Raw genomic sequence first — 24582 nt, 5'->3', positions numbered from 1 at the left:
CCTCGGACGCACTTAAATCTCTGACTCATCCCGCCGAGCGGGCGTGAGCCACTACGAGGTTCGATGCCGTCCAGGAGCTTCTCCATCACCGCTTGCAGCTTTGGTCTCGGCGTTGCCGCGACTGCCAACCCCTTTTGATCGTTCGTCCCCTGGAGCCCACCTTGTCTCGTTTGTTCACCGGCAGTATCGCCAGACGCCTCTACAGCCTGCTCTTCGTCTTCGCGCTGGGGTTCTTTGCCATCGTCTCCTACCAGCTCTATGCGCTGCGGCAGGACCTGGACGCGTTCAAGCGCACCGAAATCCAGAGCGTGGTGCAGGCCGGCGCCGGTGTGGTGCAGCATTACTATGATCTGGCAGAGGCCGGCACGATGACGACCGAGGCCGCCCAGGCGGCGGCGCTCGAGGCACTGCGGTTCATGCGCTACCAGGACGGGGAGTACCTGTTCATCGACAGCTACGACTACGTCAACGTGATGCATGCCTATCAGCCCGAAAAAGAGGGCACGGACCGCAAGGCCGTGGTCGACGGCAACGGCAAGCTCTATCTCGACGAGATGATCACTGCGGCCAAGACGCAGGGGTCCTACTTCGTGTCCTACGCCTTCAAGGACAAGGATGGAACGTTCAAGGACAAGGTGACCTATGCGCAGGCTTTCGAGCCCTGGGGCTGGGTGATCGGCTCGGGTGTGCTGCTGACGACGGTCGACGCCATCTTCTGGCAGGCCGCCATGGCCAGCGCCGCTATCACGCTGGGCGCGATGGCAGTGATGCTGGTGCTGGGCGTTCTCATCGCTCGCTCCATCAGCCGCCCGATCGCGGCTTTGACCGGCGACATGGTGCGCCTCGCCGACAATGACTTCGAGGTGGCGCTCGAAGGGCAGGATCGCAGCGACGAGATCGGCAATATGGTGCGCGCCGTAGCGGTGTTCCGCGAGAACGGGCTCAAGGTCAGCCAGATGACCGAGGCCGAGGCCGCCCGCATTATCGCCGAGGAGCAGCAGCGCCGGACCATGATGCGCGAGTTGCAGGGTGCGTTCGGGCAGGTGGTGGATGGCGCCATCGCCGGCGACTTCAGCGGCCGGGTCAATGCCGAATTCCCCGATCCGGAACTCAATGGCCTGGCGGCAAGCGTCAATAGCCTCGTGGGTACGGTCGAACGCGGCCTGGGCGAAACCGGCCGCGTGCTGACGGCCCTGGCCAATACCGACCTGACCGAGCGGATGGAGGGCGAGTACCAGGGTGCCTTCGCCCGCCTCAAGGCGGATACCAATGCGGTGGCCGATACACTGACCGACGTGGTCAGCCGCCTCAAGAACACCTCGCGGACGCTCAAGACCGCGACCGGCGAAATCCTGTCGGGTGCCAACGATCTTTCCGAGCGCACCACCAAGCAGGCGGCGACGATCGAAGAAACCTCTGCCGCCATGGACCAGCTGGCGGGCACGGTCATCCAGAATGCCGAGCGCGCTCGCGATGCCAGCGTCAATGCCGGCGAAGTGACGCGCACGGCTGAGGAAGGCGGCCAGGTGATGGAAAAGGCCAATGCCGCCATGGCGGCGATCGAAGCCAGCTCGGGCAAGATTTCCAACATTATCGGGCTGATCGACGATATCGCTTTCCAGACCAATCTCCTGGCCCTCAACGCCTCGGTCGAAGCGGCCCGCGCCGGCGATGCCGGCAAGGGCTTTGCGGTGGTGGCCGTGGAAGTGCGGCGCCTGGCCCAGTCGGCAGCCAGCGCTTCGGCTGATGTCAAGGTGTTGATCGAGCAGTCGGCCGGCGAGGTGAGCCTGGGCTCGCGGCTGGTATCGGACGCGGCGGCAAGGCTTTCGGCCATGCTGGCAGCGGCGCGCGCCAACAACCAGCTGATGGAAAGCATTGCCCGCGAAAGCCGCGAGCAGGCCTCGGCCATCGAAGAGGTCAATATCGCCGTCCGCCAGATGGACGAGATGACGCAGCACAATGCGGCTTTGGTGGAAGAGACCAATGCGGCGATTGAACAGACCGAAGGGCAGGCCAACGAGCTCGACCAGATCGTGGCGGTCTTTACCACCGGTGGCGCGGCGGCTGTCGCGCCAGTGACGCGGGCGGCCGCGCCAGTGCGGCCGGCGACGCCTGCCGTTCGCAAGGCGGCAAAGGCCTATCTCAGCCAGGGCAATGCGGCGATTTCTACCGACTGGAACGAGTTCTAGAAGCACGCAAACAAGCGGGCCGGATGTTGCGTCCGGCCCGCTCCATGACGGCCGGGTGACAGTGGCTGGAGGGCTTCCTTAACCATTGCATTCGTAGAGTTTTTCCGCGTCATGGCCGCGGAGAGGAGCTGCGGGCATGCCTTGGCAAAAGGCAGCATAGCTACAACTCCGGAAGCTCTTTCGATGTCCCAGATCAAACTTGCGTTCAAACTGCCGGCCATGGTCGTGGCCATCGCACTTGCCACTGGTGCCAGCCTGGCGCTGGCGGCGTATTTCGTTGGCGATGCCATTGTCAGCCAACAGGCGCAGCAACGTCTGACAGCGGCATCGGCGAACGCCCAGGCGACGCTCGACAGCTATCTGCAATCGGTGGCCGACGACCTGACGCTCTTCGCGGGACGCTCGGAAATTTCGGCGGCGATCGACATGTTCTCGGGCGACATGCGGTCGCTGAGGGGGCAGGGCGATCCAACGGAAATTCTCCAGGACGCCTATATCACGCAGAATCCCAACCCGGTCGGCGAGCGTGCGCTGCTCGATTCCAGCGACAAGGTGCCGGTCTATGACCTGCATCACCGCGGGCTCAATGCCGACTTCCGCGACATGCTGCAGTCGCGCGGCTATTACGACATCTTCCTGTTCGATGCGGAGGCAATGAACGTCTATACCGTCGCCAAGGAAGCCGATTTCGCCACCAGCTTTGCCGAAGGCGGCGGGCCGTGGGCGGATTCGGATCTGGGCAAGGTGGTGCGGGCGGCGCTGGCGGGCGAGGCCGGCCAGGTATTCCTGTCGGACTTCGCGCCTTATGCACCCAGCGCCGGTGCGCCGGCCAGCTTCATCGCGACGCCGGTCATCGACCAGGGCTTCCTGATCGGGGTCATCGCCTTCCAGATGCCAACGGGCCGCATCGGTCAGGTGCTCGAAAATACGCAGGGCCTGGGCGCGTCAGGCCAGATCTTCCTTGTTGGCCAGGATGGACTGGCCCGCAACGACCTGACGGGCAGTGCGGAAAACGAAGTGCTGGAACGGAGCGTTATCAGCGACGTGACGACCACCGCCCTGGGTGGGACCGAAGCCCTGGGTCGCGTCGATCACGACGGCACGCCCTTTGTCGCGTCGGCGCGGCCGTTGCACTTTGCGGGCGTCGACTGGGCCGTGGTCGCGCTCGAGAGCGAGGCCGAAATCACCGCGCCATCCGTGGGCCTGCGCAATACGATGCTGATCATCGGGTTGGTGCTGCTGGCCCTGGCGGCCATTGTCAGTGTCCTGATCGCCCGCACCATTACGCGGCCGGTGTCGCGTTTGACCGACGCCATGGCCGAGATCGCCGCCGATCGGCTCGAGGTTGCCGTACCTGGTCTCGATCGGGCCGACGAACTTGGCCTGATGGCCGATGCCGTCGAGGTGTTCCGCAGCAACGGCATCAAGATGCGCGAACTCCGCGCGGTCGAGCTCGACATGAGCGAAGAGCGGGCGAGCCAGGTGAATATCATCCGCGGCCTGCAGCAGGATATCGGCCAGGTGGTCGCCGCCGCGATCGACGGCGATTTTTCGCGCCGCGTCGATACCAGCCTGAACGATCCCGAACTCGTCAATCTGGCGCAAAACGTCAATGGCCTGGTGGCCAGTGTCGATCGCGGTCTCACCGAGACCGGCACTGTGCTAGGCGCCTTGGCCAAGGCCGATCTCAGCGTTCGCATGACCGGCGAGTACAAGGGCGCCTTCGCCCAGCTCAAGGCCGACACCAATGCCATGGCCGAGCAGCTCAGCGGGATCGTCACCCAGTTGCGTGGCACGTCGGGGGCGCTCAAGACGGCGACAGGCGACATCCTGGCCGGGGCCAATGATCTCAGCGAGCGCACGACCCGTCAGGCAGCCACGATCGAGGAGACCTCGGCTGCGATCGAGCAATTGAGCCGCACCGTCGTCGACAATGCCAGCCAGGCAGAGGATGCCAGCCAGAAGGCACGCAGCGTCACCGGCGATGCGGAAGCCAGCGGCGCGGTAATGCTGCAGGCCAATGAGGCCATGGAGCGGATCACGCAATCGTCGACCAAGATCTCCAACATTATCGGGCTGATCGACGACATCGCCTTCCAGACCAATCTGTTGGCCCTCAACGCTTCGGTGGAAGCGGCGCGGGCTGGCGACGCCGGCAAGGGGTTTGCGGTGGTGGCGGTGGAAGTGCGCCGCCTGGCGCAATCGGCCGCCAGTGCATCATCCGATATCAAGACGCTGATCGAGCAGTCGGCCAACGAGGTCAAGGGTGGCTCGCGCCTCGTGGCGGAGGCGGCAGACCGGCTGGTCATCGTGCAGGAGGCGATCAAGGCCAACGCGGCCCTGCTCCAGACCATCGCCCGCGCCAGCCGGGAACAGGCTTCCTCGATCGACGAAGTCAATGTCGCCGTGCGCCAGCTCGACGAGATGACCCAGCACAATGCCGCGCTTGTCGAAGAGACCAATGCTGCGATCGAGCAAACCGAGGCGCAGGCCAATGAGCTGGACCGAGTGATCGGCGTCTTTACCGTTGGCCGGGCGCAGTCGATGCGGGAGAACCCCTCAGGTGCCCGCGGCATGCTCGACGGCTTGAAATCGGCCTTCGGCCGCCGCTGACGCAGCAAAATCCGGACAGGGCGGCCCGCCCTTCCGGCCATCCGCGCTTTACCCGCGATTAACCCTGCCGGGCTTAGCGTTCTCGTTGGACGCAGATCAATCTCGATTCCGGCCAGCATTCCGCTGGCCGTGAGGCGCTAACGATCGGCAATGGGCACTATTCAGGCGATCCAGCGTTTTTCTCGGCAGCCGGCCCGGGCGGGCCTGCTGCCGCTTGGCGTGCGTGCCTGTCTGGGTGGCGTGGATGACTACGCAAAACCCGTAAGCGTCGACCAAACCAGCATTTATCCATTCACGTTCATTATGCCCGAGCGTCGCGAAGCGACGAGGGCGGGGCAGGAGGCCCTATGGCTATGAGCATAAAGACCATGTTTGGATATGGCGGCAAATCTGCGGATGACCGCGCAAAGGTCGAAGCCATCATGCGCAGCCAGGCGGTGATCGAGTTCAAGCTTGACGGCACCATCCTGACGGCAAACGAGAATTTTCTTGGCGCGCTTGGCTACACGCTCGATGAAATTGCCGGCAAGCATCACCGTATGTTCGTCGATCCCATCGATGCGCAATCGGCCGAGTACCGCCAGTTCTGGGCCGATCTCGCGGCCGGAAAGTACCAGGCCGCTGCCTATCGGCGCATCGCCAAGGGCGGCCGCGAAATCTGGATCCAGGCCACCTACAACCCGGTCTTCAACAAAGCCGGCAAGCCGGTCAAGGTGATCAAGTTCGCCACCGACATCACGGCGCAGAAGAACCAGGCGGCCGACCACGAGGCGCAGATTGCGGCAATCTCACGGGTGCAGGCGGTGATCGAGTTCAATCTCGATGGCACGGTGCGCGATGCCAATGACAATTTCCTCGCCACGCTGGGTTATCGGCTCGACGAAATCGTGGGCAAGCACCACCGCATGTTCTGCGAGCCCGGGTATGCGGCGAGCGCAGAATACGCCCAGTTCTGGGAACGGTTGCGGGCCGGCGAATATGTTGCCGCCGAGTTCCAGCGCTTCGGCAAGGGTGGCAAGGAGATATGGATCCAGGCGTCCTACAATCCGATCCTCGACGCGCAGGGCAGGCCGGTCAAGGTGATCAAATTCGCCACCGACATCACCGAACGCAAGCGCGCCGAAGGCATCATTGCCCACCTCACCAGCAGCCTCGCCAAGATGGCCGAGGGCGACCTGAGTGGTCGGATCGATATAGAGTTCACCGGGCAATACGAACAGTTGCGCCTGGCCTTCAACCAGTCGCTGACCCGGCTGTTCGATATCGTCACCGGACTGCAGAAGACCTCGCGTTCGCTCAAGACGGCAACCAGTGAAATCCTCTCCGGTGCCAACGACCTCAGCGAACGCACCACCAGACAGGCGGCGACGATCGAAGAGACGTCGGCGGCCATCGAACAATTGACCGGAGCGGTGCAACAGAATGCGGATCGCGCCGCCACCGCGAGCCAGAAGGCCCAGGCCGTCTCCGCCAGTGCCACCGAGGGTGGTGCGGTGATGAACGAGGCCAATGCGGCGATGGCGGCGATCGAGACATCCTCGGGCAAGATTTCAAACATTATCGGCCTGATCGACGATATTGCTTTCCAGACCAATCTCTTGGCCCTGAACGCTTCGGTGGAAGCGGCACGGGCCGGCGATGCCGGCAAGGGGTTTGCCGTCGTTGCCGTCGAAGTGCGGCGGCTGGCGCAATCGGCGGCGCAGGCCTCCAGCGAGGTTAAGGTGCTGATCGAAGCCAGCGCCAGCGAGGTCAAGAATGGCTCGCGGCTGGTGGGCCAGGCCGCCGAGAAACTCCTGACCATCCTGAGCGGCGCCCAGGAAAGTTCTGGGCTGATCGATTCCATCGCTCACGCCAACAAGGAGCAGTCATTCTCGTTGAGCGAGGTGGCCGTCGCCGTCAAGCAGATGGACGAGATGACCCAGCACAATGCGGCACTGGTGGAGCAAACCAATGCCGCGATCGAGCAGACGGAGGCCCAGGCCAGCGAACTCGACGGCATTGTCGATGTCTTCAAGATCGGCAACGAGGGGGCGCCGCCGATCGCGCGCGGTGGTCGTCGCCCTGCGCCGGCATTGCGCGTGGCCGGTAATGCGGCCCTGTCGCCGGACTGGAACGAGTTCTAAACCGCCGCTGGTGCCGCCGCGATCCGGCGGCCCTACCGACCATAGGTAGTCTTCGAACCGTTCGCGATATCGGCTGTTAATCAATTGGGCAGAGGATACGACGACTGAACGTGTAATCGTTTCCCATGGTGGGGGCGCCAGATGGGTTCCAGTGGTCAGGGTCCACAGAGCAGTGGCCGGCAGTTGCTGCCCGCGGCGCTCGTGGCGGTATTCACCAGCGTCATTGCATCTGCGGCGGTTTACGCACCGCCGGCCGTCGGCGAAATGGGGGTGGTTTTCGCCCCCTGGATGAACGAGGCCGAGATCATGGGTGCCGTCGTGGCCGCTGGCGGCCGCATCGTCGATACCAGTCGGCTGCCCAATGTCATCGTCGCCTATGGGCTGGACGATGCCTTTCAGGCCAGGGTGCGTGACCATGGGGCATGGTTCACGGTCGCTGCGATTGGTCTTTGTGCCGGCTCGGGGGACGGCGTGTGATGGCAAAAATAGTGAGTTTGGAGGATTTCCGCCTGCAGGCGGCGTTTGGCTTGTGCGGCATGAGTACGGTGCTGGCGCTGGCGGCGGCTGGCATTGACTGGACGCGGTGGGGCGGGCCGGGGCTTGCCAGCATATTGGCAGTCACGACGCTGGCTGCCTTGTTCGGCGGGCTCAAATTCTTCCGCCGCCAGCCGGCTTTCCGGTACCTCGCGGTTTCGGTGCTGATGGCGCAGGTGATGGCGGTGCTGATCGCCATGCGCGGCCATCCGCAACAGGTCGATATCCATATGGCGTTCTTTGCTGCACTGGCAATGTGCGCACTGCTCTACGACATCAAGGCAATCCTGGTGGGCGCGGCACTGGTGGCGGTGCATCACCTGGGGCTCGGCCTGTTCTGGAGCGAGATGGTGTTTTATGGCGGTGGCGGGCTTGGCCGGGTGGTCCTGCACGCGGTAATTCTGGTCGCCGAAGCGCTGGCGCTGATCTGGATGACGCGCAACACCGAAATGCTGCTGCAATTGGCCAATCTCAAATCGGACGAGGCCGAGGTCGAAGCCCAGACAGCGCTTCAGCATGCGCAGGCGGCACGGGATAGTCTTGAAGCCAGCCAGACGCGCGCTTCGCTGATGCAGGCGCTGCAATCGGGTTTCGGCGAGGTGGTCGACGCGGCGGTGTCGGGTGACTTCAGCCGGCGCGTGGATGCCACTTTCCCCGATGAAGACCTCAACCGGCTGGCCCAATCGATCAATGTCCTGCTGTCGACGGTAGAGCAGGGTATTGCCGAAACCGGGGTGGTGCTGACGGCACTGGCCGAGCGGGATCTCACCCATCGTATGGAGGGCGACTATCGCGGTGCCTTTGCCAAGCTCAAGGCCGATACCAATGGCGTTGTCGATGCGCTGTTCGATCTGGTCAACCGGCTGAGGGTGACGTCCGGCTCGCTCAAGTCGGCGACCGGGGAAATCCTGTCCGGCGCTAACGATCTTTCGCAGCGGACGACCAAGCAGGCTGCGACCATCGAGGAAACCGCCGCTTCGGTCGAGCTGCTGACCGGCGTGGTGTCCAAGAATGCCAGCCTTGCCGCCACGGCCAGCCAGAAGGCGCGCGAGGTCTCAGCCAGCGCTACCGAGGGCGGCGCGGTGATGGACGAGGCCAATGCGGCCATGGCAGCAATCGAAACCTCGTCGGCAAAAATCTCCAATATCATTGGCCTGATCGACGACATCGCCTTCCAGACCAATCTCCTGGCCCTCAATGCCTCGGTGGAAGCGGCCAGAGCCGGCGACGCCGGCAAGGGGTTTGCCGTTGTGGCGGTCGAAGTGCGGCGGCTGGCGCAATCGGCGGCCAGCGCTTCAGCCGATGTCAAACTGCTGATCGAGGCCAGTGCCAGCGAGGTCAAGAACGGGTCGCGCCTCGTGGGGCAGGCGGCCGAAAAGCTGCTGACCATCCTGGGCGGTGCCCAGGAAAGTTCTGGCCTGATCGATGCCATCGCCCGTGCCAACCAGGAGCAATCGCTGTCGCTCAGCGAAGTGGCGGTTGCCGTCAAGCAGATGGACGAGATGACCCAGCACAACGCGGCGCTGGTGGAGGAAACCAACGCTGCGATCGAGCAGACCGAGGCCCAGGCCAATGAGCTTGATGGCATGGTCGAAGTGTTCAAGGTCGGCGGGCCGGTGACGGTGCACGCCCCGCGGTCCCGACGGTCGCAGCCGGTCCTGCGCACGGCGGGCAATATGGCGATTTCGCCCGACTGGAACGAGTTCTAGCGGCGCTGCTGACACTGCCTGTCAGCATGGGAGAGCCAGGTTGCGGTGCGGACCGATGTCTGCGCCGCGCCAACGCCCCGGATACCGCCATGCTGACCTCCGTTGTCGACTCCGTCTATTCGCGTGATTTCGCCGAGCTGGTGGAACCCTTGCCGCCTGACATCCGGGAGCTGACGGCGCGGCTGGTGGCGCTGGTCGCGGCGCATCCGGGGCTGTCCGGCAAGGTCGCCAAAGGCTGGAAAGCGGTCAATTTCCGCCATGCGGGCGCGGGTCATGTCTGCTCGGTGTTTCCGCAGCAGGATCGCGTCGCGCTCTATTTCGAGAATGGCAGGCTGCTCGCCCAAGGCGAGGGACTGCTGCGCGGCGACGGGCTCAAGAAAGGACGCTATCTGCGGCTGCAGCCGGGAGACGACATTCCGGTCGATACCATCGGCATCCTGCTCAGCGAGGCCATTGCCCTGTTCGCCTGAAGCATGCTTGAAGGCATGCAACGAGCTGGAGGGTGCAATGGCGCGGATCGGTCTTGTGGCGCATGACGACAAGAAGGACGAGTTGTGCGCCTGGGCGGTGCATCACAAACATAAGCTTGCCGAGCATGAACTCTGGGGCACGGGAACTACCGGCGGGCGGGTGATCGCGGCGACGGGCTTGCCGGTTTCCCTGCTCAAAAGCGGACCCTTGGGCGGCGACCAGCAGCTTGGCGCGATGATCGCCGAGGGGCGGCTGGACGTGCTAATTTTCTTTATCGACCCGCTATCGGCCCAGCCTCATGATGTGGATGTGAAGGCGCTGACGCGGCTGGCGACGCTCTATGATGTGCCTTGCGCCAACAACAAATCCACAGCCGACGCGGTTCTGGCCTACCTGTGAACCGCGGTAAGGTTGACCCTTCGCCCGCTCTATGAACAGATGCCACAAAATTGCCCGGATTGAACTGGGCGAGACTGCATCGGGAAAATGGGACGGTCTGGGTGTCCTCTGACTTAGTTATTGACGTTCGCAACGTCAGCAAGCGCTTTGGCGGCCTGACGGCCGTGAACAATTGCTCGCTTTCGGTTCGCCGTGGCTCGGTCACCGGGCTCATCGGACCGAACGGGGCCGGCAAGTCCACGCTGTTCAATATCGTGGCCGGCAATATTGTGCCCGACGAAGGCCAGGTGATCTTCGACGGCGCCGACGTGACCGGGCTCAAGCCGCATCAGCTGTTCCGCACCGGCATGCTGCGAACCTTTCAGATCGCCCATGAATTCTCCAACATGACGGCGCTGGAAAACCTGATGATGGTGCCAGGCGACCAGCCGGGTGAATATCTTGCTAATGCCTGGTTCCGCCCCGGGCTCAGCAAGTCGCGCGAGACCGAGGTGCGCAAGAAAGCGCTCGATGTCATCGACTTCCTCAAGCTCGGCCATGTGCGAAATGAGCTGGCGGGGAACCTCAGCGGCGGGCAGAAGAAGCTGCTCGAGCTGGGCCGCACCATGATGGTCGACGCCAAGGTGGTGCTGCTCGACGAAGTGGCGGCGGGTGTCAACAAGACCCTGCTCAATGACCTTGCCGCCAATATCGAGCGGATGAACAAGGAATTGGGCTATACCTTCTTCGTCATCGAGCACGACATGGACCTGATCGGTCGCCTGTGCGACCCGGTCATCGTGATGGCGCAGGGCGAAAAGATCGCCGAGGGGCCGATGGCCGAAATCCGAGCCAATCCTGCAATCGTCGAAGCCTATTTCGGCACCCCGGTGGAGGTGGCGTAAATGGCGCTGATCGAACTCAAGCACGTCGTCGGTGGTTATGGCGGCGCGCCGATCCTCAATGGCGTCAACATGGCTATCGAGCAGAGCGACATCGGCGTCATCGTCGGCCCCAATGGCGCCGGCAAGTCGACGACGCTCAAGGCGATTTTCGGTCTGCTCAAGGTCACCGGCGGGACGATCCAGTTCGGCGGCGAGGATATCGTCAATTCCCTGCCCGACAAGCTGGTGCCCAAGGGCCTGAGCTTCGTGCCGCAGGAGAAGAACGTCTTCACCTCGATGAGCGTCGAAGAAAATCTCGAAATGGGCGCCTTCACCCGGCGCGACGATTTCAAGGACACGATGGACTGGGTCTATCAAATGTTCCCGGTGCTGGCAGAAAAGCGCAAGCAGGCTGCAGGCGAACTGTCGGGTGGCCAGCGCCAGATGGTGGCCATGGGCCGGGCGCTGATGAGCAAGCCCAAGCTGCTGATGCTCGATGAGCCGTCTGCCGGCCTGTCGCCCCGCTATGTGATCGAAATCTTCGAGACCATCGTGCGCGTCAACAACGAAGGCGTCGGCGTCCTCATGGTCGAGCAGAATGCGCGGCAGGCTTTGGCCTTTGCCAGCAAGGGCTTTGTGCTTGCCAGCGGACAGAACCGTTTCACCGGCACGGGCGCCGAGCTCATCGCCGATCCCGAAGTCGCCAAAAGTTTCCTCGGGGGCTGAGCCGTGACCGAACTCGTTTTCTTCATCAATCAGGTGGTGATCGCCGGCGCGGTGCTGGGATGCATCTATGCGCTCGGGGCGGTCGGCATCACGCTGGTCTTCGGCATCCTGCGGTTCGCGCATTTTGCCCATTCCGAGCTGATGACTTCGGGCGCGTTCTTTGCCTTCCTGCTGGCGGCAATGTTCGCGAGCTGGGGCATCGTGACCCCGATCCCGACCGGGTTCGTGGTGCTGCCGATAGCCATGGTGATATCGGCGATCTTCGCGCTCGGCATCGACAAGGGCTTTTATGCGCCGCTGCGCAAGCGGGGGGCCAAGCCGGTGACACTGCTGATCGCCTCGATCGGTGTGACGCTCATGGTCCAAGGCTTGATCCGCCTGTTCTTCGGCGCCGGCAGCTATTCGTTCTTCGAGACGGAAACCAAGGAAGTGTTCCGCATCGACACGGCCTTCCTGGGATCGACGCGGCCACTCGTGATCACCGAGCCGCAATTGCTGATGATCATCGTGACCGTCATTTCGGTGCTGGCGCTGCATCTGTTCCTGACGCGGTCGCGGCTGGGCAAGGCAATGCGCGCCATGGCCGATAATGCCGATCTGGCGCAGGTCTCAGGCATCAATACGACGCTGGTGGTGCGGGTCACCTGGATCGTCGCGGGCGCATTGGCCTGCATGGCCGGCACCATGCTGGCGCTCGACGTGACGCTGAAGCCGGATCTGGCCTTCAACATCATCATCCCCATCTTCGCCGCCGCCATCGTCGGTGGCCTCGGCCAGGCCTACGGCGCCATTGCAGGGGGCCTGCTGATCGGCTTTGCCGAGTCGCTGGCCGTGTTCAACTGGACCATGGTGCTGCGGCCGCTCAATGCCGTGCTGCCGGAATGGGCGCAATTGCCCGCGACGCTGGCTTTGGTGCCCACCGAATACAAGCTCACCGTGGCCTTCGTGATCCTGGTCGTGGTGCTGCTGGTGCGGCCGACCGGTATCTTCAAGGGAGCCTCGTCATGATCCAGCGGTCCCTGACGCTGTTCGCCGGGCTGTTCGTGCTGATCCTGGTGGTTGGCTGGCTCATGGGCCTGCCGTTCACCTCGAGCCGGTTGGTGGAAGCCACGGCCTATTCGCTGATCGCGCTCGGCCTCAACATCCAGTGGGGTTATGGCGGGCTGTTCAATTTCGGCATTATGGGCTTCCTGATGCTGGGCGGCTTTGCCGTCACCTTCATCTCCTACCCCATCAATCCGCAATTCTGGGGCTCGGACGGTCCCTGGATGCTGGGCCGGGCGCTGATCGCCTTTGCGGCCGGCGCCTTATTGGTCATCGGGGCGCAGCAGAGCCATCGCGTCGGCATTACCGGGCGCTGGAAGGCTGTCGTGACCGTGCTGGCCTGGTTCGTGGCCTATTGTGTCTATCGCAGCCAGATCGACCCGGCCGCGGCCTATATCGAGGCCAATGCCGGCTTTGTCGGCGGGTTGGGCGCCCATCCGGTGCTGGGCTGGCTGTTCGGCGGCGTGCTGGCGGCAGTCATCGCCTTCATCGTGGGCAAGATCGCGCTGGGTCTGCGCACCGACTACCTGGCCATTGCCACGATCGGCATTTCCGAGATCATCCGGGCGCTGATCAAGAACATGGATTGGCTGACGCGCGGTACGCTGACCGTGTCGCCGATCCCGTGGCCGACGCCCTTGCCGCAGGATTACCAGGCCACCGGTTCGGACCTGTTCTCGTCGCTGCTGCTGGCGCGCGGCGGTTTCCTGCTGCTGGCCATCGCCGTGCTGGTCCTCGCGATCTGGTTGATCTCGCGCGCTTATTCCGGCCCCTGGGGGCGCATGATGCGCTCGATCCGCGACAACCATATCGCGGCCGCCTCGATGGGCAAGAATGTCACGGCGCGACAGCTCGAAATCTTCGTCTTCGGCTCGGTGCTGATCGGCATTGGCGGGGCGATGCTGGTGAGCTTCACGCAGATCTTTGACCCGTCGAGCTATCAGCCGATCAACCACACCTTCCTGATCTGGGTGATGATCATCGTTGGCGGCGCCGGCAACAATTGGGGCGCGGTGTTCGGTGCGGTGCTGATCTGGCTGATCTGGGTCATTTCCGAACCGCTGTCCAAGGCCGTTTTTGAGATGGTGAGCTATTGGTCGACCAATGCCGGCTGGGGCGCCATTCCCGAGATCGAGTCGCGCTCGGCACAGATGCGCGTCTTCGTGCTCGGGCTGGTGATCACTATCGCGCTCAGGTTCGCGCCCAAGGGACTGATCCCCGAAGCGGTGAAACGGGACACCTAGAACTCTCACCTCTCGCTTTGGGGGAGAGGCCGGCGCACAGCGCCGGGTGAGGGGGTCTTCCTCCGTATCGCATCAAGAAAAGGCCCCTCACCCGGCTCGCAAGAGCGATCCGACCTCTCCCCCAAAGGGAGAGGTTACGAAGTCATACTCAGTCGCTCGCGTCCAATCTTGCATTTAGTCCAATATTGGACTAAATGTAGCGCACTAAGGAGATTGACATGGCAAAGGTAGCGCGGATGGTTCGGCAGACGGTGGCGGCAGGTCCCGACCGGCTCGATGCGTCGCGTTTCCTGCCGGACAATCGGCGGCGGCTGAGCGGCCCGGGCCTGCGGGCGTTTCTGGCCATTGCCGATCTCTGGGATCTCAATGAGGAACAGCGGCGGTTGGTCCTGGGGTATCCGGCGCGTTCGACCTTTCATCACTGGACCGCCAAGGCGCGAATGCAGGAGAGCTTGACGCTCGATGCGGATGTGCTGACCCGGATTTCGGCGGTGCTGGGCATTCATCAGGCGCTGGGCGTGCTGTTCGCCGATCCGGCCGAGGCTATGGGCTGGTTGCGGGGGCCGCATGCCGCGCCGGTCTTCGGCGGACAGCCGCCTTTGGCGCTGGTTACCAGCGGGTCACAGGATGGCCTGCTGACCGTCCGGCGCTTTCTCGATGCGGCGCGTGGCGGGCTCTATATGCCGCCCAACCGGATCGACCTCGATTTCACTCCGATCGACGACAGCGGCATCGTCTGGCAATGAGCCGTATCGCAGCACCACGGCCGGCCTATCGGCTGATCCCTTCGCGATTTCCGCCTATTGGCCTCTTCGATACGGTCGCGACGGTGGCCGATGCCGAGGCGGTCATGGAACTGGCCGGCTGGACCAATGACCGGCTGGTGGCCGAGCGTCTGGCGCGCTTGCCGCAGGGCGAATGGGTGTTCGGGCGGGCCAATTCGAGTATCGTCATGGCGGCGTTCCTGCATGCGCCGGTCAGCGGCGGGCGGTTCTCCGGGCCGGAGCTGGGGGCGTGGTATGCGGCGGCGGCCATCAATACCGCTGTGGCCGAGGTGGCGCATCACCTGCGGCGCGAAGCGGCGGATCGCAAGGTGCCCGGATTGACCCGGACCTATCGCAGCTATCACTGCCGGATCGAGGGTCGCTACGAGGATTTACGCGGGCAGGGTGGGCCGCTCTATGCCAGCGCCGATTACGCGGCCGGGCAGGCTTATGGCGAGGCCGAGCGGGCTGCCGGCGGAGACGGGCTGGTGTTTGACAGCCTGCGCCATCGCGGCGGGACCAATGTCGTGGCCTATCGGCCCAGCAAGGTGCTCGATGTGGCGCAGGGGGAGCATCTCGACATCGCCGTTGAGGTTGATAGTCCGACCGTCACTGTGCGGCGATTGAGTGAGGCTGTGTAATTGCCCGCGGGTCATTCCGGCGAAGGCCGGAATCCAGGCGGTGACTTACTCAAGCTGGATGTCGCGGAGCGCTACGGATATAGATTCCGGCCTTCCCCGGAATGATATCGTGAGTGTGCAAGCGCTGTGGCTCAACCCGTCTTCTGGGCCTCTACCCAGAGCCAGCGCGTGGGCCTGTTGTCGTAACCACCGCCGTCACGTTCGCTGAGGGTAAGATTTGCCCAATCGGCGGCGGCGTCGAAATGGGCCCGCAGCTCGGCGTTATCAGGATAATTGTAGTAGCGGCCGAGCTGGTCGCGGCCCTCGCCGCCGCCAGCTTTGAAGCTGGCGACCAGCCAGCCGCCGGGGCGTAAGGCGGTGAAAATACGGGTGAGGTCGGCGGTTAGTTCGTCGCGTGGAGCGTGCAGCAGGCAGGCACTGGCCCAGACGCCGTCATAGGCAGCGACCTCGTCGAGCTCGTCAAAGGCCATGATCCGTACGGGGCGACCGAGGAGAGCTTCGGCTTGCGCGGCCAGTTCGGGGGAGGCGTCCGACGGGGTTACGGCGAAGCCGGCCGCCCGCATGACCGCGGCATCCCGACCGCTGCCTGTGCCCAGCTCAAGCACATCGCCGCCGACCGGCAAGCGGGAGAGAAACGCTTCGAGCTCCGGAAAGCGCTGTCCGACGCCATGCTGCACATATTCGGCGGCGTTCTCCGCATAGAATTTCAATGTTTCGGCGTCTGGCATGGTGGCTCCTCTAAAGAAAAAGGCCCGGGATCGCTCCCGGGCCTTCGTAATTTTCGGGTCGACCCAGTTTACTGGATTTCGCCCTTTTCGACGAAGGTGCCGCCTTCGACGGCCAGCTCGACGATGATGCCGTCAACGTCGCCAGCGGCGTCGAAGTCGAGCGCGCCACCGGCGCCGTCATAGTCGATGTCGGTGCCGGCCTTGATCAGCTCGACAGCCTTGGTCCATTCGCCGGGCAGGATCTTTTCGCCAGGAGCGGAGGCAACGTCACGCAGGGCAGCCGAGAGGCCGTCACGCGAGGTCGAACCGTTCTTCTCGATGGCGAGAGCCAGCAGGAACGCGGCGTCGTAAGCCTGAGGAGCATAGGTCGCGTTGGCTTCGATGCCGGCAGCGGTAGCCAGGTCGGTATAGGTCGTGGTCGCGGTGCCGGCCGGAGCGCCGGCGCGGGTTGCGATCATGCCTTCGACGGCGGCGGCGTCGATACCGGTCAGCAGATCGTCGCCGATCATGCCGTCACCACCGACATAGAGGGTGAAGTTGCCGGATTCGACGGCCTGGCGCAGGATGGTGTTGCCCGAGGCGTTGGCGTAGGCGAGGATCACCAGGTTCTGCGACGCGGTGAGGTTGCCCAGCTCGGCGCGGTAGTCGGCCTTGCCTTCCTCGTGGGCGACGTTGGCAGCGATCGTGCCGCCGCCAGCGGTGTAAGCAGCGGCCAGGGCATCGGCGAGGCCCTTGCCGTAGTCGTTGTTGACGTAGGTGACGGCAATGTCCTTGACGCCCTTGGCGAGCAGCAGGTCAGCCATCTTCACGCCCTGCATGGCGTCGGACGGGGTGGTGCGGTAGACGAGGTCGTTGTCTTCCAGCGTGGTCAGGGCCGGAGCCGAGGACGCGGGCGACACGAACACGACATTGCCCGACAGGCCCGAGCCGTTGAAGGCGCCGATGGTCTCGCCGGTGCAGAGTGCGCCGACGACGGCGGTGACGTTGTCGGTGTTGATCACCTTGTCGGCAGCAGCGGCAGCGGCAGTTGCGTCGCAAGCGCCGTCAGCCGAGATGAGCTTGAGTTCGCCGCCCAGGATACCGCCCTGTTCGTTGATCTGCTTCACGACGAGTTCGGCGCCGGCAAAGATCGGCGGCGTCAGCGATTCAATCGGGCCGGTGAAGCCGCCGATAAAGCCGATGGTGGCACCGGTATCCTGCGCGATGGCGGGCGCGGCGACAGCGAGCGTCGAGGCGGCAACAGCCAGGGTCAGCGTTTTGTTGAGATTGAGCATGTAGGTCCCTCTGATGGGTTGATCCGTGGGCGGCCCTTGCCTGGGCCAATCTTTCCATACGGAACAACGCGATAAGGGGGCGCAACCCGCGCCCCGCTGGGGTGGACTGTTGCACATTTGTTTGGGCAGAGTCACCGGGTATTGATTGGCAAAGCAGACCGCCCGCGATGTTGCTTAATACGGGCGGTTTTTGCATAGAGTGATGCCCTTGGACGGGAGTGGCGCGCCGATGAAGGCATGGCTATCGAGCGGGGCGGCGCTGCTGCTGGCGGGGCTGACGGCAATGCCGGCGCTGGCGCAGATCACCGTGCTGGATCAGGCGCAGGACGCAGCGGCGCCCGCTGCGGAAACAGCGCCTGCTGATCCCGCGGCGCCGCCACCACCCTGCGGCACCCAGCCGATCAATATCGCGCGGATGAGCTGGCCTTCGGCTGAAATCCTCGCCGAAATCCATGCGCGGCTGCTGGCGGCAGAATTCGGCTGCGACGTGCGGGTGACGCCGGGTGACCTGGCGGCGACCGGCTCGTCCATGGGTTCCACAGGGCAGCCGGCGGTGGCGCCGGAAATGTGGGTGACGCGTATCGCCGAGGTGTGGAATGCGGGTGTCGAGGCGCAGAAGGTGCGGCCGGCGGCGCCGACCTATGCCGAGAGCCAGTTCGAGGGCTGGTTCATTCCCGGCTATGTGGCGCTGGGGCATCCTGAACTGACGACGGCTGCCGGGCTGACGGCGGCGGCGCCGACGCTCAATGGCGGGGCCAAGGTGCGGTTCATCTCCTGCCCGGCGGACTGGGCCTGCGCGCTGATCAATCGCAACCTGATCGCCGCCTATGGGCTGGGCAATGCAGTCGAGATTGTCGAACCTGCCAACCGCTTCGAGATGGATACGCTGATCGCCGAGGCGGTGAGCCGAAGCGAGCCGATCCTGTTCTATTATTGGCGGCCAAATGCGATCCTGGCGCAGTTCGATTTCGTGGCGCTAGACATGGGTGCCTATGACGAAGAGGCAGCCAAGTGCCTGGCGCGCCTTGCCTGCCCGACGCCCGTTGCCACGGCCTTTCCGACTGAGACGGTGGTGGTGGCGCTCAGCGAATGGGTATTCACCGACACACCGGCGATCGCGTCGTATTTTCAGCGCACCAGCCTGCCGCTCAGCGAAATGGATGCGCTGCTTGCCCAGCTCAACGAGCCGGGCGCAACGGTCGAGGGCGTCGCGGACCGCTTTGTCGCCGGCCGTCGGGATATCTGGGGCGGCTGGGTGGGCGCTGGGGCGCCTTAACTGCGCGTTCACGTTGCCAAGGACTTCCCCGCCCACCTCGCACGACCGTCATCCTCGCCCGCTAGAATTTCTGATCGCACCGCATTTTCATGATTAACCTTATGTAATACAACGATTTTTTATCTAGCTTTACGCTTTGTTCACGCCTTCGGCCCGATAAGTGCAGGCGGTCTGGCTAAAGGGCCGAACTGGGTTTTGAGCATATGCGTCGCGACTACGCGCTCGGCAACATTCTGGTTGGGTATCGGCATGTCGCGGTCAGCGTGGCGGCCGTGGTGGTGGTTATCGTCCTGGCGAGCCTGCTGGCTCTGCTGGGTTGGCTACCCTTGCATGGTGGGACATTGCCAGCAGTGGTGCTGCTGGCGGCAGTCGCGGTTTCGACAGCGCTGGTTCTGGGCTATCGCATGCTCAGCCGGCGGGTCGCTGCGGCTGGACGGGCGACGCGCGACATTATGGCGTCGGTGCATCGCGATGCACTGACTGGAGTGGCGACCCGCTCCTTCTTTCTCGAGACACTGCGCAACGAGGTCTATCACGGCTCGGACCGGGCCGTGGGCTATATGCAGCTCGACATGGACAACCTCAAGGTGCTCAACGACAGCGCCGGCCATGGGGCGGGCGATGCGGCGCTGCTGCACCTGACCGCGACGATCCGCGAAATGCTGCCGGGGGCCGTGGTCGGCCGGTTGGGCGGCGACGAATTCGGCATTGCCGTGATGGGGCATGACAACAAGCCGGCGCTCAAGCGTCTGGGCGAAGAACTGTTGCGCCGTCTCGATCGGCCCGTGGGTATCGCCGGCCGGCCGGTGCGGCTGGCGGCCACGATCGGGGTGGCGCTGGCGCCGCTCGATGCCACCGACGTGGACGAGCTGATCTCCAAGGCCGATCTGGCGCTCTACAAGGGCAAGAAGACCGGTCGGCGCTGCGTGGTGGCCTTCGATGCCGATATGCTTGGCGATGAGCGCCATCGGCGTTTCGTCGAGCGCGAATTGCGGGCGGCGCTGCTGATGGATGAGCTGGAGCTGCACTACCAGCCGGTATTCGACGCCGATATGGCGATCAAATCGCACGAGGCGCTGATCCGTTGGCGGCACAAGGTGCGCGGCATGATCCCGCCGGCGCAGTTCATCGCGATCGCCGAGGAGAGCGACCTGATCGACAAGGTGGGCGAATGGGTTTTGCGGCGGGCTTGCGCGGACCTGCCGGCACTGAGCCAATCGGTGGCGGTCAATGTGTCGCCGGCACAGTTACGGCATGCCGATTTCGCCCCGCGCTTTGCGGCCGTACTGGCCGAGACCGCGACGGACCCGGCGCGCATCATCGTCGAGATCACCGAGACGGTGCCGCTGCGCACCGGCGGCATCGAGTTGGCCAATGTCGATGCGTTGCGGGCGCTGGGCGTGCGCATTGCCATCGACGATTTCGGTGCGGGCCATGCCAGCCTGCAATATCTGCGTGGCTTCAATTTCGACATCATCAAGATCGACCGGACCTATGTGGCCAATCTCGACGCCAACCGGATCGACGCCATGATTGTCTCGGCCATCTGTGACATTGCCCGCTCGCTGCCGGTCGAGGTGGTGGCCGAGGGCATCGAGACGCAGGAGCAACTGGCCAAGCTCAAGCTCGCTGGCTGTACCGGCTTCCAGGGCTACCTGCTGGGCCGGCCGCAGCCGCTCCGCGCTGTGGCATCGGGGCGCGACCAGGCAGCGTAGGTCAAGCAAGGCAAGCACAGAACAACTACGCGCGGCGCTGTTTGGGAGCAAAAAACACTTCAGCAGCGTGACAGCTTCACGACAGCTATCCTTCAGTCGCAGTTGCGTCGAGCGCAAGCGGACGGATATAAGGGGGCCGGGGAAGCCTGGAAGTGGCAGCGGGAGTAGTGATTTGGATTTGAAGCGGATCAACGATCACGTCAGCGTTTCGGGGCAGATACAGCCCGCTGATATCGCAGCGCTCAAAGCCGCCGGTTTCGTCGCCATCGTCAACAATCGTCCGGACGGGGAATCGCCCGACCAGCCAGAAGGTGCCGAAATCGAGGCTGCCGCCAAGGCGGCCGGGCTCGCCTATTATGCCATTCCTCTGGGCCGTGAAGGCGTTTCCGCCGACATGGTCGAACAGACCAAATCCGTGCTCGAGGGGAGCGCGGGTCCGGTCTTTGCCTTCTGCCGTTCGGGGACGCGCTCGACCACGCTGTGGGCGCTGAGCCAGGCGGGGGAACTCGATGCCAGCGAGATCATTTCGCAGGCGGCGGAAGCCGGCTACGACATGAGCCATCTCGCCGGTCACCTGAGCCGCAGCTAGTTTTGTTTTCGGCGGTTGGACGGGCAACCGTCGTCAGCCGTCCGTTTAATACCTGAGCCGGACCTGACACGGTCCCTAACCCCTCCTGCTCGGACGGACATATATGCCCATCAAGAAAATCCTCGTCGCTAACCGCAGCGAAATCGCCATCCGCGTGTTCCGCGCCGCCAATGAGCTGGGGCTCAAGACGGTGGCGGCCTATGCCGAAGAAGACAAGCTGGCGCTGCACCGCTTCAAGGCCGACGAGGCCTATCTGATCGGCAAGGGCAAGGGCCCGGTCGAGGCCTATCTGCAGATCGACGAATATATCCGGATTGCCCGCATCTCGGGCGCCGATGCGATCCATCCGGGTTATGGGCTGCTGTCGGAATCGCCGGAATTCGTCGACGCCTGCGAGGACGCGGGCATCATCTTCATCGGTCCGCGCGCCCAGACCATGCGCGACCTCGGCAACAAGGTTGCGGCGCGCAATATGGCGATTGCGTCCAAAGTGCCGGTGGTGCCGGCAACCGAGGCGCTGCCTGACGATCCCAACGAGATCAAGAAGCTGGCGGCCGAAATCGGCTATCCGCTGATGCTCAAGGCGAGCTGGGGCGGCGGCGGGCGCGGCATGCGCCGCATCATGGATGAGAAGTCGCTGATCTCGGAAGTTTCCGAGGGCAAGCGCGAGGCCAAGGCGGCGTTCGGCAAGGACGAGATGTACCTCGAAAAGCTGGTCGAGCGCGCCCGGCACGTGGAAGTGCAGCTGATCGGTGACGATCACGGCAATCTGGTGCATCTCTATGAGCGCGATTGCTCGGTGCAGCGGCGCAACCAGAAGGTGGTGGAGCGGGCGCCCGCGCCCTATCTCAGCGACGCGGTGCGCAAGGAACTGACCGACGCGGCGGTGCGACTGGGCAATGCCGCCAACTATCGCGGCGCCGGCACGGTCGAATTCCTGATGGATGCCGATACCGACAAGTTCTACTTCATCGAGGTCAATCCGCGCATTCAGGTGGAGCACACCGTCACCGAGGAAGTGACCGGTATCGACATCGTCAAGGCGCAGATTCATCTGCTCGATGGCGCTGTCATCGGCACGCCGGAATCGGGCGTGCCGCTGCAGAAGGACATCCATCTCAACGGCAATGCCATCCAGTGCCGCGTGACGACTGAAGACCCCGAGCAGAACTTCATTCCCGACTATGGCCGCATCACCGCCTATCGCGGCGCCACCGGCTTTGGCGTGCGCCTCGATGGCGGCACCGCCTATGCCGGCGCGGTGATTACGCGGTTCTATGATCCGCTGCTGGAAAAGGTCACCTGCTGGGCGCCGACAGCCGAAGAGGCGATTGCCCGCATGCATCGCGCGCTGCGCGAATTCCGCATTCGCGGCGTGCAGACCAATCTGGGTTTCCTCGAGAACATCATTACCCACCCCGATTTCGTCGAGAACCGCTACACGACGCGGTTCATTGATACGACGCCGGAGCTGTTCAACTTCAAGCCGCGCAAGGATCGCGCGACCAAGCTCCTGAGCTATATCGCCGATGTGACGGTCAACGGGCATCCCGAAGTGCGCGACCGGCCCAGGCCACCGGCGGAGGCTGCGGCGCCTGTTGTGCCGGACTTTGGTGTGCTCACTGAGATCGACGGCAGCCGGCAGGTTCTGGATCGCGATGGTCCGGCGGGGCTGGCGAAATGGATGAAGAAGCAGAAGCGGGTGCTTTTCACCGACACGACCATGCGGGATGCCCATCAGTCCTTGCTGGCCACGCGTATGCGCAGCTTCGACATCACCCGTATCGCGCAAGCCTATTCTCGCGGCCTGCCGAACCTTTTCTCGCTCGAATGCTGGGGCGGCGCGACCTTCGACGTATCGATGCGTTTCCTCAACGAGGATCCCTGGGAACGCCTCGCCAAGGTGCGCGAGGGCGCGCCCAATATCCTGACGCAGATGCTGCTGCGCGGGAGCAATGGCGTCGGCTACACCAACTATGCCGATAATGTCGTCAGGTTCTTCGTCAAGCAGGCGGCCGTTGGCGGTGTCGATATTTTCCGCGTCTTCGACTGCCTCAACTGGGTCGAGAACATGCGTGTGTCGCTCGATGCTGTCATCGAGGAGGGCAAGGTCGCCGAGGGCGTCATCTGCTATACCGGCGACGTGCTCGACCCTGACCGGGCCAAGTATGACCTCAAATATTATGTGGGTCTGGCGCAGGAGCTGGAAAAAGCCGGTGCGCATGTGCTCGGGCTCAAGGATATGGCGGGGCTGCTGAAGCCCGCCGCGGCCAAGAAGCTGATTGCGACTTTGCGCAACGAGACCAATCTGCCGATCCACCTCCACACCCACGATACGTCGGGCGCGGCTTCGGCAACGGTGCTGGCGGCAGTGGATGCGGGTGTCGATGCGATCGACGCGGCGATGGATGCGCTATCCGGCACCACTAGCCAGCCAACGCTGGGTTCGATCGTGGCGGCCCTGGCCGGTGGCGAGCGCGATCCGGGGCTCGATGCCCGGGCGATCCGCCAGATTTCGTTCTATTGGGAAGCGGTGCGGACGCAGTATCGGGCCTTTGAGAGCGATCTCAAGGGCGGGGCCTCCGAGGTCTACCTGCACGAAATGCCGGGCGGGCAGTTCACCAATCTCAAGGAGCAGGCGCGCTCGCTGGGTCTCGAAACCCGCTGGCACGAGGTCGCGCAGACCTATGCCGACGTCAACCAGATGTTCGGCGATATCGTCAAGGTGACGCCATCATCGAAGGTGGTCGGCGACATGGCCCTGGCCATGGTTTCGGCGGGGCTAACGCGGGCCGATGTCGAAGACCCCAAGCGCGATATCGCTTTCCCCGATTCGGTGGTCGGCTTCTTTGCTGGCGACCTGGGCCAGCCGCCGGGCGGCTTCCCCAAGGAACTTCAAAAGAAGGTGCTCAAGGGCAAGAAGCCGCTTACGGAGCGCCCGGGTTCCTACCTCAAGCCGGTCGACCTTGAGGCCGAGCGCAAGAAGATTGCCGAAGAGGTCGGTCATCCGATCGACGATTTCCGGCTGGCCTCGTACCTCATGTATCCCAAGGTCTATTCGGATTTCGAGAAGACCCAGGATCGCTACGGTCCGACCGAAGTTCTGCCGACGCCGGTCTATTTCTATGGTCTCTCGGAAGGCGACGAGCTGTTCGTCGATATCGAGAAGGGCAAGACGCTGGTGCTGCAGTATCTCGGCCGCGCCCCGACCAATGAGAAGGGCGAAGTGCGGGTGTTCTTCGACCTCAACGGCCAGCCGCGCACGATTCTGGTGCCGGATCGGCTGAAGGTCGGCGAGGTCAAGGTTCGCGCCAAGGCTGCGCTTGGCGACACTAAGCAGGTCGGCGCGCCGATGCCGGGGGTGATTTCGACGCTCAATGTGAAGGAAGGCCAGAAGGTCGCTGCTGGCGACGTGCTGTGCTCGATCGAAGCAATGAAGATGGAAACGGCCATCCATGCCGAGGTCGATGGCGTGGTGGCGGAGCTGCTGATCAAGCCGGGCGATCAGATCGATGCCAAGGACTTGCTGGTTCGGTTTGAATGATCGAAAGGCCCGGGAGACCGGGCCTTTTAGTGTTTGGCGTGGGATATCTCATCCACCGTCATCACCCGGCTTGTCCGGGTGATCCACGCTTCGACGAATGTGGATGGGTGGATTGCCCGGACAAGCCGGGCAATGA

The 24582-nt window shown here is 63.7% G+C and carries 19 protein-coding genes; 17 read left to right on the top strand and 2 right to left on the bottom strand.

The genetic code is table 11. The features are described 5' to 3' along the window. Positions 1-161 precede the first annotated feature (161 nt). From MF606_RS19550 to MF606_RS19490, 13 genes are all read left to right on the top strand, one after another. Positions 162-2189, top strand: a complete 2028-nt coding sequence (locus MF606_RS19550) for a methyl-accepting chemotaxis protein (RefSeq protein ID WP_240230998.1) — start codon at positions 162-164, stop codon at positions 2187-2189. 183 nt (positions 2190-2372) lie between these two features. After that, the gene (locus MF606_RS19545) at positions 2373-4802 is read left to right on the top strand and encodes a methyl-accepting chemotaxis protein (RefSeq protein WP_240230997.1); all 2430 of its coding nucleotides are present in this window, start codon (positions 2373-2375) and stop codon (positions 4800-4802) included. Between the two features lie 353 nt (positions 4803-5155). Further along, the gene (locus tag MF606_RS19540; protein ID WP_240230996.1) at positions 5156-6925 is read left to right on the top strand and encodes a methyl-accepting chemotaxis protein; all 1770 of its coding nucleotides are present in this window, start codon (positions 5156-5158) and stop codon (positions 6923-6925) included. Positions 6926-7066: 141 nt separating this feature from the next. Then, complete coding sequence (locus tag MF606_RS19535) at positions 7067-7402, top strand: hypothetical protein (RefSeq protein WP_240230995.1); 336 nt, start codon at positions 7067-7069, stop codon at positions 7400-7402. 11 nt (positions 7403-7413) lie between these two features. Beyond that, a complete protein-coding gene (locus MF606_RS19530) occupies positions 7414-9168 on the top strand; it encodes a methyl-accepting chemotaxis protein (protein WP_240230994.1) in 1755 nt (584 codons plus the stop codon). A gap of 89 nt (positions 9169-9257) precedes the next feature. Then, entirely contained in the window at positions 9258-9638 is a 381-nt protein-coding gene (locus MF606_RS19525; RefSeq protein ID WP_240230993.1) for a DUF1801 domain-containing protein, read from the top strand. A gap of 25 nt (positions 9639-9663) precedes the next feature. Beyond that, positions 9664-10038, top strand: a complete 375-nt coding sequence (locus MF606_RS19520; RefSeq protein ID WP_420842269.1) for a methylglyoxal synthase — start codon at positions 9664-9666, stop codon at positions 10036-10038. Positions 10039-10139: 101 nt separating this feature from the next. Continuing rightward, positions 10140-10922 carry an ABC transporter ATP-binding protein gene (locus MF606_RS19515; RefSeq protein WP_240230991.1) on the top strand — a complete coding sequence of 261 codons (783 nt, stop codon included), beginning with the start codon at positions 10140-10142 and terminating at the stop codon, positions 10920-10922. Further along, positions 10923-11627 carry an ABC transporter ATP-binding protein gene (locus MF606_RS19510; protein ID WP_240230990.1) on the top strand — a complete coding sequence of 235 codons (705 nt, stop codon included), beginning with the start codon at positions 10923-10925 and terminating at the stop codon, positions 11625-11627. It abuts the gene before it with no gap. Positions 11628-11630: 3 nt separating this feature from the next. Next, a complete protein-coding gene (locus MF606_RS19505; protein WP_240230989.1) occupies positions 11631-12635 on the top strand; it encodes a branched-chain amino acid ABC transporter permease in 1005 nt (334 codons plus the stop codon). Continuing rightward, positions 12632-13915, top strand: a complete 1284-nt coding sequence (locus MF606_RS19500) for a branched-chain amino acid ABC transporter permease (protein WP_240230988.1) — start codon at positions 12632-12634, stop codon at positions 13913-13915. Before MF606_RS19505 ends, MF606_RS19500 begins: the two co-directional genes overlap by 4 nt. Before the next feature lie 218 nt (positions 13916-14133). Beyond that, the gene (locus MF606_RS19495; RefSeq protein ID WP_240230987.1) at positions 14134-14661 is read left to right on the top strand and encodes an MbcA/ParS/Xre antitoxin family protein; all 528 of its coding nucleotides are present in this window, start codon (positions 14134-14136) and stop codon (positions 14659-14661) included. After that, positions 14658-15320: an RES family NAD+ phosphorylase gene (locus MF606_RS19490; RefSeq protein WP_240230986.1), complete on the top strand. Its 663-nt coding sequence runs from the start codon at positions 14658-14660 to the stop codon at positions 15318-15320. Before MF606_RS19495 ends, MF606_RS19490 begins: the two co-directional genes overlap by 4 nt. Positions 15321-15451: 131 nt before the next feature. Here the strand turns inward: MF606_RS19490 and MF606_RS19485 are convergent, their stop codons facing one another. Next, positions 15452-16048 carry a class I SAM-dependent methyltransferase gene (locus tag MF606_RS19485; RefSeq protein ID WP_240230985.1) on the bottom strand — a complete coding sequence of 199 codons (597 nt, stop codon included), beginning with the start codon at positions 16046-16048 and terminating at the stop codon, positions 15452-15454. 68 nt (positions 16049-16116) lie between these two features. Beyond that, positions 16117-17322: an ABC transporter substrate-binding protein gene (locus MF606_RS19480; RefSeq protein WP_240230984.1), complete on the bottom strand. Its 1206-nt coding sequence runs from the start codon at positions 17320-17322 to the stop codon at positions 16117-16119. Positions 17323-17551: 229 nt separating this feature from the next. On the opposite strand from MF606_RS19480, the gene MF606_RS19475 reads away from it, so the two are divergent. From MF606_RS19475 to pyc, 4 genes are all read left to right on the top strand, one after another. Then, positions 17552-18598 carry a glycine betaine ABC transporter substrate-binding protein gene (locus tag MF606_RS19475; RefSeq protein ID WP_240230983.1) on the top strand — a complete coding sequence of 349 codons (1047 nt, stop codon included), beginning with the start codon at positions 17552-17554 and terminating at the stop codon, positions 18596-18598. A 203-nt stretch (positions 18599-18801) separates the two neighbouring features. After that, positions 18802-20313, top strand: coding sequence for a putative bifunctional diguanylate cyclase/phosphodiesterase (locus MF606_RS19470; protein WP_240230982.1), 1512 nt, complete (start codon positions 18802-18804; stop codon positions 20311-20313). 172 nt (positions 20314-20485) lie between these two features. Continuing rightward, complete coding sequence (locus MF606_RS19465; RefSeq protein ID WP_240230981.1) at positions 20486-20902, top strand: protein tyrosine phosphatase family protein; 417 nt, start codon at positions 20486-20488, stop codon at positions 20900-20902. A gap of 103 nt (positions 20903-21005) precedes the next feature. Further along, the gene (gene pyc, locus MF606_RS19460; protein WP_240230980.1) at positions 21006-24446 is read left to right on the top strand and encodes a pyruvate carboxylase; all 3441 of its coding nucleotides are present in this window, start codon (positions 21006-21008) and stop codon (positions 24444-24446) included. Positions 24447-24582: the final 136 nt, after the last annotated feature.

Source organism: Devosia lacusdianchii (genome assembly GCF_022429625.1).
Taxonomy (GTDB): Bacteria; Pseudomonadota; Alphaproteobacteria; order Rhizobiales; family Devosiaceae; genus Devosia; species Devosia lacusdianchii.
The sequence above is the reverse complement of the archived record's forward strand: the minus strand, read 5'-3'. Positions and strand labels throughout refer to the sequence as shown.